Below are 12,174 nucleotides of genomic sequence, written 5' to 3'. Positions count from 1 at the left end.
CTTATTCCCCCTTAGTTCAATATCCTTGAGTGAGCGTGAATCCGATGAATCCACTGTTCCACTTGCTCAGCTACCACACGAGCGACATCTGATGCCAGCAGCGTATAATGCGTCCCTGGCAGGAACTTGCCATCCACATGGCCTGCTGTCACGCGCTTCCAGCCCCAATCCGCTGCTTCCCGGTACGGATGAGCGACGAATTCGCTGACTTCCCCGTCTCTTGCCCGCAGAACCAGCATATCGACTGGCGTCGATGCAGCATGGTAGGATCGGCTGCCCTGAACGATACCGCGGAACACACCGTAGATCGTCTCCAACTGCTCGGCATCCAAACCCACGGCCTCCTTCGTCCACGCCGCTACCCGAGCCATCGGGGCATCCCCGGTCCAGTCGATGGCCGCCACCTGCTCATACACCGCTTCCGGCAGGTTCAAGTCCCCCAGGAACCACTTGAACAGCTCCGCTTCCTCGATCGGTTCATGCACCAGCGGCGCCGGACTGTCCACGATGATTACACCTTCCACCTGCCGTCCCTGCTCCTGCAGCTGCACCGCCATCTCGTAGGCGATCAGTCCGCCCGAGGACCAGCCTCCCACAATCACCGGTCCCTCTGGCTGACGGGCGTTCAGCAGCTCAACATATCGATTCGCCATGTCCGGGATCGTCTGGAGCGGCGCCTCCCGGCCATCGACCCCGGGAGCTTGAAAGGCCAGCACTGGCCGATTAAGCCGCTTGCCGAGCTCCCCATAACACATGACATGACCTCCCGCCGGGTGCACCAAGTAGATCGGGGTTCCCTGGCCTTCTTCCTGCATCGGCACGAGGCAGCGAGTGCGTTCTGCCTTCCCTGGTTCCGCTTCCTCGCTCCGCAGCCGTGACGCCAGCCCGATAATCGTCCGCTCCTCCCAGATGTCGCCCAGCGACAGTGTCTGCCCGAGCCGCTCTGCGATAAGCCCGACCATGCGCACCGCCTCAAACGATTGGCCGCCGAGGTCAAAGAAATCATCGCTCACCGCAATCGAGTCCAGCTTCAGCACTTGCTGCCAGATATCCAGCAGCTCTGTTTCCCACTTGTCCATCGGCTCGTCGCGAAGCTGGGCTTCCTTCGGCCTCTTAGATTCCTCGATTCGCGGCAACGCCTTCCGGTCGATCTTCCCGTTTGCATTCAGCGGCAGATGGTCCAGCCAGGCGATCAGGCGTGGAACCATGTAATCCGGAAGCTTGCGGCCCGCCCAGCGCCGCAGCTCCTCCACGTCCAGGGTCACTCCCGCCACCGGAATGACATACGCCACCAGCTCGGCTCCCCGCTCTCCTTGCTGCACATGCGCCACGGACGCCTGGACTCCCGGGTACCCGGCCAGAACCGCTTCGATCTCTCCCAGCTCAATTCGGTGCCCTTGCAGCTTCACCTGCGAATCCTTCCGTCCCAGAAACTCGATCACCCCGCCCGGCAAATAGCGCCCAATATCCCCGGTCCGATAGATGCGCTCCCCGGTGTCCGGATGAGTAATGAAGCTTGCCTTCGTCTTTTCCTCATCCCTCCAATAGCCTTGAGCCAGGCCGATGCCTCCGATATACAGCTCACCGGCCACCCACTCCGGTGCTGGACGCCCCCACTCGTCCAGGATGTGCCAGCTCTGATTCTTCATCGGATACCCGTACGGGATGCTGCTCCAAGACGGATTTACGTCTCCGATCTCATACAGGATCGACCAGATCGACGCTTCCGTAGCTCCGCCCAGACTGACCAGCTTCGCCTTAGGCGCCACCCGGCGCAGCCGTGCCGGCAGGTCGAGCGGAATCCAGTCCCCACTCAGAAGCACCAGACGAAGCGCCGGCAGCTCGACCCCGCGGTCCTGCGCCGCCTCGGCCAGTAACACCGCCAGCGGAGGTGCCGAATTCCATATGGTGACCCCCTCCTCGATCATCCGGTCCAGCCAATGCGCCGGGTTCAGCGCTTGCTCCGGATGTGGGTATACGACTGCCGCGCCGGCTGCTGCCGCCCCGAACATATCGTAGACGGAGAGGTCAAAGCCGAAGGAGGATACCCCGAACAGGCGGTCTTCCGGTCCGACGCCAAAGCGCTCGTTCACGTCCAGAATCGTATTTGCCGCTCCCCGGTGGTCAATCATGACCCCCTTCGGCAGACCGGTAGAGCCTGAGGTATAGATAATGTAGGCCAGATCTGTAACGGTTACATCCGTTTGTACGGTTACAACCCCTTCGCTACCTTCACTACCGTCCCTGCCGCCGATCGGCAGCACGAGAAGATCCCCTGGCCATGCCAGATCGGCCAAGTACCGCGGCTCAGCCAGCACCAGTTCGGCCCCACTGTTCGCAAGCAGGTAATTGCGACGCTCCTCGGGCAGGCGTGGATCGATCGGCACGTAGGCCGATCCCGCCTGCAGTACACCGTACACCGCCCGGAGTAAGGACGCCCCCCGGTCTGCAACGACCGCAACCGAATCGCCTCGTCCGGCGCCCGCCGCTTGAAGCGCGGTGGCGATCCGGCCGCTTCCCGCTGTAAGTTCTCCGTACGTAAGCCTTCCTTCTGCCGAGATGGCTGCGGTCCGGTCTGTACTATCAGAAGCCGCCCGAAGCATCCAATGCTCCATGCGCACCGCGGGTAACGTTTCTTCCTCCTTAGGCTGTTTCCGTATGTCCAGCTGACGATCCGGTATAACGGAGAAGTGCAGCTGCTTCCAGGCTTCCCTTTCAACGGCCAGCATTCGGACGAGTGAAGCGTAAGCCGCTTCTATTGCATCAATGAGCCCTTCCGGGAAAAAATCCTCCAACGTATCAAACACATAATAGAGCCTACCGTCATCCAGCTCCCAAAATTGGTGATCCAGCATGACCTGGGACGTTTCCAGACAACTAAAATCAGGGCGCTTAAATCCTTCCATGAACAAACCGCTGCCGATGACAAACGGAATCGGAGCTTGTCCAAAGCCGCCGCGCAGCCTGTTGAAAGCTTGCATCACTTGCATGCCGCCCCATTCGAGGTGACGCGCATCCTGGATAACCTGCTCTTGAACTCGGCGGGCTCTGTCGATAAACGTATCTTCGGCGCGAAAGTCAATTTCAAGTGGATACAGCGAAGCAAAATTCCCGAGAATATGCCGAATATCAGGATGGATATTCAATCGCCGGGTCATCATGTTGCTCAGGATAAAATGCCTGCTGTTGCTCCACGCGGAGATGATCTCAGCATAAGCCGAAAAAATCGCATTTGAAGGCGTTATCCCGAAGCTGCGCGCATGAGACTTGAATTGTGCCCACTCGTCACGATCGATGAATATTTCCCGCCGATGAAGCCGTGAACGGCAGCGGCGGTTCATCTCTCGACGAATCGGCAGCGATGGGGGCTCAGGCAAAAGCGGCAATCGCTCTTCCCAATATCGGCGTGCCTTCTCCCCTTGAGGAGAATGGGCCAACTCTTCCAGTGCCATTACCGCATCCCGATAGCTTAATTGAAGCTCAGGAAGCTGGAGATCAGGTTCCCGATAATAGCGGTCGACTTCCTCAAGGAGCTGATGGGTCCCGTAACCGTCCCAGAAGAAATTGTTATGATTATAATGAATCCTAGCCCGCTGTCTCCCCTCTTCGCTCCACAGGCTGACCGTAAGATCGATCCATGGCCACCGTTCAATCGGTAATTCGCTGCGCATCATTTGGGCCCGGGTGTCCACCAGGCTCTTGATCACTTCGTCATAAGGGAGTCCCCTTAGATCGTGTACACGGCAGCTTACCGGAGCCGGATGCTGAACAGCTCCCAACATCCCGTTCCGCTGAACGGTCACAATTTCATTGCGGTGGCGGTCCAGTGCCTTGTTCCAAGCAACTTCATAACGGGGAATATCAAGCTCCTCGACATCCTTCTCCGTGTAGTAGTGCGGCCGCACATGAAACTCCATAAAAGGATTGTCCGCCATGTAGAAGCCAAGCTGCAAATCCGATAGGGGGAAAGGCTCATGCCATTCCTCCGGCTTTGGTTGGCAGACAGGCAGCTTAGCCTCTTCTGTGGACTGCAGCAGCGTCAGCAATTCGGTCTTGTATGTCGCCAACTCCTGTTTAATTTCCGGAGTGAGCACCCCTTTAGGGGCATGTATCTTAAGTGCTCCCTCTCGGCAGCTCACTTGAATGCCTTTTGATTGAAGCATTTGCAGGAAATCCGTCAATTTCATAACACAAACTCCTCCAATTCCTCATCCGCATCCCCGAAATACGCTTCGCTCTTCCTGCTCAACAATAGCAGCAGCAGCTTTTGGCGAATCATCTCTACCACCTCGGACACTTCGCTCCCCCCGATAAATAAATGTGCCGGTATATCTACACCAACCCAGGAGCGAATCTGATTACGAAGCTCCATCGCCATCAAAGAATCTATACCAAGAGAGGTCAGTTTGAGCTCCATAAGCCTTTCATTCGAGGCAAGTTCGCGATGTGCATCGATGCGCAGCACCGAGCCAATCAAATCCCTTAGTCCATGGAGAACGGCAAGGATTAGCGCTTCTTCCGGCAGTTGAGCAAGCTCTATAGCAGGGATTAGTGAAGGGATATTTTCCCTTTTCATCTCAATTGTCTCTGTGATGACGCCCATTTGGGCCAATATATGAGGTTCAGCCTTGATGATCACGACCTGCTCTCCGTCTATTTTCAAAAGGGGACTGAAGGCCTGTATGCCCTCTGCTGGTGTGATGCCGTCAACCCCTTGATTTTTAAGCCGCTTCCGATAGTGCTCGTCCGACGCAACTCCGATCTCGCTCCAGTAGCCCCAATTCACGGACTTGACATCAAAACGGACACGCCCTGACGCCGACCGGGCAACCGCATCCTGGAAGGTGCTGCCTGCGGCATAGTTCGCCTGACCGGCATTTCCGAAAAATGATTGAGCTGACGAGAAATATATTAGAAAATCCAGCTCTTCATTTTGCGCCGCCTTGAATAGTTGCGCGCTCCCGGCCACCTTCGGTTCAAGCACCTCAAGCAACATCTCTTCATCCATGTTGTCCATGGACTTATCGCGGAGGACGACTGCTGCATGAATGATCCCGTGAATCGCCCCAAATGTTTCTTTTGCCCGCGCTACGGCAAGCCGAATATCTTCCAATTGGGTCACGTCGGACTGAACGTAGATCGCTTCTCCGCCAGCAGATACAATCTCTTGGATCTGCTCCCCTTGTTTTCGTCCGGAGGGCGAACGTCCCGCGAGCACCAATCTCGCCTTCACCTTCTGTGCCAAATATACAGACAGGGAGCGACTAATGCCTCCCGAACCGCCGAAAATGAGGTACACCCCTTGTTCGCGGAGGTTGAGATTCCCAGAAGCTTTGGGCCCGGTCGGCTTTAATATCCGCTGGTAGGGCAGACCTTGGCGTAGTGCCAGATCTGACATGATATCATTCAACGGCTTTATCCAATCCCGAAGCGTTGGCTCATCCTGTTCCAAAATGTCCCGGTCCAGATCCAGGTGGTAAAGCGACCATTTCGAATATTCGCGATTAGCCGTTTTGGACAAGCCGGCAATACCCGCCCCTAAAGGCTGTGCCGCCTCCCCTGGCTCCACCGAATATACGCCGTTGGTTACGCTCCGAATGATCAGCTCCTTTTCCCTGTATCCATTCAGCGATAACGCCCGAAGCAGCCGGAACAACGTGATCACCCCTTGCTGCTCATGGGAGGACAATGTTTGAATATCTTCCCAAGACTGTTCCGCATGGTGCATTCCGCCAAGGAACCAGATGCGACCGAGCGTTTGCGGAAGCCAGTTAACGAGCTCAGGCCATATTGTGGCGTCTTGGTACACCACTTCCCAGCAATGATCGGAGAGCTGCCTGTTTTTGTGCCCGAGTACGATATGATAACGGGAAGCAGCACCACCTTCCGACGTCAAAACCTTCACCATGCCTTCGGCATATGCAGGGTAGATCCATAGTTCTGTTGACAAATCCTTGTTCTCTATGACAGCCTCATGTCCGAAAGGCAATAAGACTTCTTCCCATGCTGGGGAATAGTATGGTAGCTCGGCAGGTATGTTTCCTCTAAATGCGCTTATATCAGTCCATTGAGCGGTTAGGCCGACCACTTCTACGGCGATATTTCCGTTCTTATGGCGCAGTGTAATATCTGCAATCAGCTCATCGCCATTTGCCGCATTCTTACGTAAATTTCCTTCCACTTCAAACGAAGTGTTGGTTGTATATTCACTCTCATAAACATTCAAAGCGTCCAAGCGGGCAGGAAGCGGAACAGCCCCTCTGTTCTCCTCGGATGCTAGGAGCAAAGCTCCCAGCAACTGAAATGCAGCGTCAAGCAGAACCGGGTGAATTGTTCCGGACAGCTCCGGCACATGAGACGGCAGGCGAATCTCACCAAATATCCGATCTCCCTTAAGTTTTAGAGACTCGACAGCCTGAAAGCCTGTTTCATAGGCAATGCCGCGCCGCCTCCAGTTGTCATAAAATTCACGTATAATACCCGCAGCCTCTGGCGAAGATTGATTCCCGATTGACAGGAAGCCGGTTGGGGGACTAACCGTGAGTCCACTGGCACCAGGCGGATGTCCCGGCGTCTCCTCTTCCGAACAGGCTGCTGGTTCACGTACCATTTTTGAAATCGTGCCGGTTGCATGGGTCTGCCATTCGCCGTCGCGGGAATCCCTTGACAGGACTCGGACGGCCCATTCCATATCCAATACATCATGGCGCTGGAGAACCGTCTGGACCTCCACCCCTTCGGCAATCAAACTCAGGGGACGATGGAACCGAAGATCTCGCACCGCAACAAGCTGACGTTCCCTTGTCCATCCTGAATAGCGGACAGCAGCCAGCATCATGCTGATATAACCCGCTGCAGGCATGATGCTCTGATCTCCCACACGGTGGTCGAGCAAATACCGCGAGGTAGCCTCCGGAAGAGCGTTGGTATAACAGCAAATATGTTCTAGGGCTATATCCATGCTCCGTCCAATCAAAGGGTAACCCCCTTCGTTTAGCCGGCTTCCGTGGCTTGTCAGACTCCGGCCCTCCTCACGGTTAAACCAGTATTTCTTGCGTTCAAAAGGATACAGCGGCAATGAAGCCTGCGGCATGTTCATCGGTGATTTTTTCGGCTTAAAGGATACCGGAGCGCCTTGTACGAACAGCTGTCCCAAACACGCCTGCAAATGATCCGGCTCTGCCGCCACTTTAGGAAGGCTTGAAAGCCATACTCCCCCCGATATGCATCGTTGTCCCAGTCTGGTTAATGTCTGCCCGGGACCAATCTCAACGAAAATATCCACCTTCAGCGTTTCAAGCTGTAGCATTGCTTCGTGAAAGTGTACCGGTTGGCGAATCTGATCCACCCAGTAATCGGTGCCTGGCTTCTCCCCACTGGCATTGCCGGTAAGCACCAGTTGCACTCGCGGTTCGTTCCATTCAACTCCTTCCAGAGTAGCGCGAAACGGCTCAAGCACAGGCTCCATCAGACGGGAATGAAAGGCATGGCTCGTACGGAGCTTCACTAACTGAATATCGCTGTTCTCAAGCGTTCGGGCTGCATCTCGAATCAGCTCTTGATCGCCGGACAAGACCAATTGGTTAGGCGAGTTGTGAGCGGCAACGTCAACAGCGGGCCACAATGAACCGAGCGCTTCTTGGATATCGGCAGCCCCGGCGTGTACTGAAATCATTGATCCGTGCCCTGGTACAGTCCCCATCAGTCTCCCACGTTCAATGACTAATCGCATCACCGTATTCCGATCAAGCATGCCTGCCGCGTAGGCCGCAGCATATTCACCTATGCTGTGTCCAACGACGACGTCTGGCTCTATGCCCCAGCTCCGCCATAGATCAACAAGAGCCATTTGGAGAGCTGCCAGTGCAGGTTGGGCATACTGCGTATCATCAAGAAGATGGTCTTGGGAGCCAAACAGAACCTCGAACAGGGGCACGTTCAGTAAATCAGCAGACGCTTCGATGCAGTGGTCCATTGATTCTTTAAACACTTGTTCCTTTGCGTATAGGTCCCGACCCATTCCGATATATTGCGAGCCTTGTCCGGAAAAAAGGAAGGCAATTTTCGGACGATGCTTGGCCATCCCTACGGAAATGTCAGGATGGGTTTGCCCGGCGGCGTAATCTTTAAGCAGGCCTGCTAGTTGCCCCCTGCTCTTACCCGTAACAGCCACCCTCATCGGCAAACGGGCACGTCCGGTATTCGCTGCCAGGCATATCGATGGCAGCATGTTGTCATCCTCAATAGAATCCAATCGATTGGCATATTGCAGCGCGAGCTCGCGCAGACTGCTCTCGCTGCGGGCGGACAACGTCAGCAGTACGCTTTGTCCGTCCATGGGCTGCATTGCCTCCAATTCCGCTGCATCCGGCTCATAACCTTCCAGTATTATGTGAGCATTTGTTCCGCCAAATCCGAACGAGCTGACTCCTGCACGATACGAATGCCCGGCCGGCAGCTTCCACTCCTGCGGACCGGTTGGAAGACGAAATCTGCTTTCTTCAAGATCGATATGCGGATTCAATTGACGGAAATTGCGATTGGGAGGAATCAGTCGATGCTGCAGAACAAGCACCGTCTTTATAAGCCCTGCGATTCCTGATGCGGATTCCAGATGACCGATATTGGTCTTCACCGCTCCGAGCCAGCAAGGCGTAGCCTCGGTTTCGTCAGAGATGTCCAACACAGCACGCAGTGAACGAATCTCAATCGGATCGCCTAGCGGCGTTCCCGTGCCATGGGTTTCAACGTAACCGATGGTATGTCCGGGTATTCCCGCTCGCTGCAGGGCCATATTGACTACCCGCTGCTGAGCATGTCCGTTTGGAGCCGTTAGGCCATTGCTGTACCCGTCTTGATTGACTGCGGAGCCCCGAATAACGGCCAGAATCCGATTTCCGTCCCTGCGGGCGTCCGATAGGCGCTTCAGTACTAGTACCCCTGCCCCTTCACCACGGACATATCCGTCCGCTTGCTCATCGAAGGTATGACATCGTCCTGTTGGTGAAATCATCGTAGCCTGCGTGAATATTTGGCTGTAAGCATCGGACAGAATGAGATTGACGCCTCCGGCAACAGCAAGGTGGCTTTCTCCGGATGCGAGGCTCCGGCATGCTTGATGTACCGCGACGAGAGATGAGGAGCACGCGGTATCGATAGCCAAGCTCACCCCTTGAAGCCCGAGACAATAGGATATCCGATTCGCTGCCACACTAAGTGCGTTGCCTGTGCCCATGTAAGCTGCTCGTTCCCCGGTATGCTCCAATTGAAGCCGAAAATAATCGTTGCTGCTGATTCCGATAAAAACGCCCGTGTTCGTTCCGGCCAGGCTGTCCGGTGCAATATTGGCGGATTCCAGCGCTCTCCATGCCGTCTCCAGCAATATGCGTTGCTGGGGATCCATACTCTCGGCCTCCCTTGGAGAGATCCCGAACAACGCCGCATCAAAGCGATCAATATCATCCAGCTGGCCAAACCATCGGTACGATGCATCTTCTCCCGAAGCAAAACCGGTGAGGCGTTGCCGTTCTTCCGTAACCTCCCGAATCGCTTCGGCTCCGCAAGTAAGCAGCTCCCAAAATGCTTCAGCTCCATCCGCTCCGGGAAACCGGCAGTCTAAACCTACGATTGCAATCGGTTCATCTCGCTGCGTATCCGTCATGCCGGGTTTGCTTACCCCCAGCAAATATTCGCTCAGGCTGGCCAAAGTCGGATATTCGAACGCGATAGTTGACGGGATCGAAACTCCCCAAGCCGCCCCTGCCGACGCCACGAGTTCGACTACCTGAATCGAATTAAGCCCCATAGCCGAAAATGGCAGATCTGGAGGAATCTCTTCGGGTGCCATTCCTGTTAAGCCGGCTGCGATTTGCTTTAACGAGAACATGACTTCGGAGTAGGTGGCCTGTGTCGGATGCAGGCTCATGTGCGAGGTTAAGCCCTTCCCTTTTAAATCAATGTGATCCGCTCGCTCCCAGCGGCCAATCTCTTTAAGTGATCCGTTTTCGAACATTTCCTTGCAGATTTTACGCTGAATTTTTCCGCTCGACGTCTTCGGGATGCTCCCCGTCTGTACGAATACGATTATGTCGAGGTCAATGCCATGAGCCTCGGCCACTGCCGAAGCTGCCGCTCTGCCGGTAACGGACGTGTTAATTCGCTTCCGAGCGACTCTCTCCACTTCCTGGACGACAACAAGCTTCTGGACGCCTTCTTTCAATACGGTAAACGCCGCACCCCAACCGCCTTTTCGAAGCTCCGGACTGACCTCCTCGACGGTCTTCTCGATATCTTGCGGGTAATGATTCGAGCCACGAATAATAATCAGATCTTTCAATCGGCCTGTTATGTACAGCTCGCCATCCAGAATAAAACCTAAGTCGCCTGTTCGAAGATATTTCGTATTGCTGTCGTCGCCGGCCAGCTGGGCGTGAAACGTCTCCTCGGTGGAAACCGGTCTGTTCCAGTAGCCTGCGCATATACTGCTGCCGGCCAGCCATATTTCACCGATTTCATGCTTTCCGCACTCCATTCCCGTCTCCGGATTCACAATTCGGACCAACGGATCTTCAAGCACGATGCCTGAAGATACCAAGCGCCAGCCATCGGATTCGGCATCCGTACACAAGTCTACCTGATCTTTTTCCAAAGCAGGTTTACTCAGCAGCAAAGAAGGATTTTCGCGATCGGTTTTCCCGAAGGTGACAAAGAGCGTCGCTTCGGCAAGACCGTATCCACCGAATATGGTGCCTGCACGGTAGCCACAAGGTCTGAATTTTTCCGCAAAAGCGTTTAATGTATCATAGGATATAGGTTCTGCGCCGTTAATGGCATAACGTAAAGAGCTGAGGTTCAGATCGGATATTTCATCGTCTGAAATTTTGTGAATGCAGAGGTCGTAAGCGAAGTTAGGAGCGGCGGTATGCTCCCCTTGGTAACGGTCGATTGCGCGCAGCCATCGTACAGGGTGTTCTATGAAAGAAACCGGAGGCATAAACACGGAAGTTCCGCCCAATATAAGTGGGAGTATAATGCCTTGAACAAGGCCCAGGTCGTGGAATATCGGGAGCCAAGAAACTTGAACCATTCCCTCCGGAAGATCCATAGCTTTTTGATATATACTGCAGTTATGGACTAAATTACCCTGACGTACCATGACCCCCTTGGGATCTCCCGTTGAACCTGAAGTATATTGGAGGTAAGCAACATGATCCTTTGTCAATTCCTCATTGATCCATCCGGTTGCCGGTTCCTCCACCTCATGCAGTGGAATTACATCGCCAGCCCAGTTCTCCTCAAGCATCTTCAATCTGTTTGAAATATCGGCGCAATGGTGGGATAGAGCAAGCGCTGTACGAGCGCCCGAATCTCTGGCAATGACGGCTATACGTCTAGCATGATAATTGTTTCTGGGCGGATAGGCCGGTACAGCGATAGCTCCGGAATAGATGCAACCCAGAAGAGCGGCTACATAGTCGGCACCTGAAGGGAACAACAACATGATACGCTCTCCATTGAGTCCACGATCCTTAAGATGCCTTGCGATTACTTTAGCTCTTTCATGAAGATCGGAGTAACTTAAGACCGCTGTTTCGTCCTCCCCATTTTCCAGAAAAACTAATGCTCGTTCGCTGGGGCTTCTTTTAGCCCAAGCGTCCATAAGTTCGCTAAACATAAGCGACGATCGGACATCCATTCCGCTGCCTCCTTTACTCCCAAAGTAGGGTCGTAAAATGATTTTGTACTTTTGGTATATCGTTAACGTCAATGTTTTGTAATTCCCCGCTTTCCATTGGCAGAATTACCACGAACTAGGAAGGAATCCTTTCTAGAGGTCGATGCTCCATTAGACATTAAATATTCCAATTTTGTACAATCGCTATTATAATAATAGATACTGGACGCCACAATAACAAAAGATGATGAAACAATTCATTTCTGAACAAAATACGTCATTTTGTTTCTTTTACGTGCAAGTGTCTACCTCATAAAAAAGAGCCTCTTTACTAGGTTCTTAGTAAGAGGCTCTTTGATATCCGTATAGATCATAATTAATTTAGCTTCCGTGAAACTTCTTAAAGGTTTCCATAAGATCAATGGTGTTGAATAAATATACTGCTAAGCCAATAACAATGATAACTACAGCGATCCAAATGATCGTCGACTTTTTCATAC

At 53.8% G+C, this 12,174-nt stretch carries 2 protein-coding genes; both read right to left on the bottom strand.

What is annotated here, in order from left to right; genetic code table 11:
- Positions 1-11: 11 nt before the first annotated feature.
- Positions 12-4,187 (bottom strand): amino acid adenylation domain-containing protein, encoded by a 4,176-nt coding sequence (locus ACQKPA_RS29285; RefSeq protein ID WP_427495910.1) that lies wholly within the window; start codon positions 4,185-4,187, stop codon positions 12-14.
- Positions 4,184-11,695 carry an SDR family NAD(P)-dependent oxidoreductase gene (locus ACQKPA_RS29280; RefSeq protein WP_427495909.1) on the bottom strand — a complete coding sequence of 2,504 codons (7,512 nt, stop codon included), beginning with the start codon at positions 11,693-11,695 and terminating at the stop codon, positions 4,184-4,186. Before ACQKPA_RS29280 ends, ACQKPA_RS29285 begins: the two co-directional genes overlap by 4 nt.
- Positions 11,696-12,174 lie beyond the last annotated feature (479 nt).

Source organism: Paenibacillus sp. NPDC093718 (genome assembly GCF_050279985.1).
Lineage (GTDB): Bacteria > Bacillota > Bacilli > Paenibacillales > Paenibacillaceae > Paenibacillus_AQ.
The sequence above is the reverse complement of the archived record's forward strand: the minus strand, read 5'-3'. Positions and strand labels throughout refer to the sequence as shown.

Bases quoted from the DNA above. Each gene is read 5' to 3' on its own strand.
- ACQKPA_RS29280 (WP_427495909.1), bottom strand. From the start codon at position 11,695: ATGGATGTCCGATCGTCGCTTATGTTTAGCGAACTTATGGACGCTTGG.
- ACQKPA_RS29285 (WP_427495910.1), bottom strand. From the start codon at position 4,187: ATGAAATTGACGGATTTCCTGCAAATGCTTCAATCAAAAGGCATTCAA.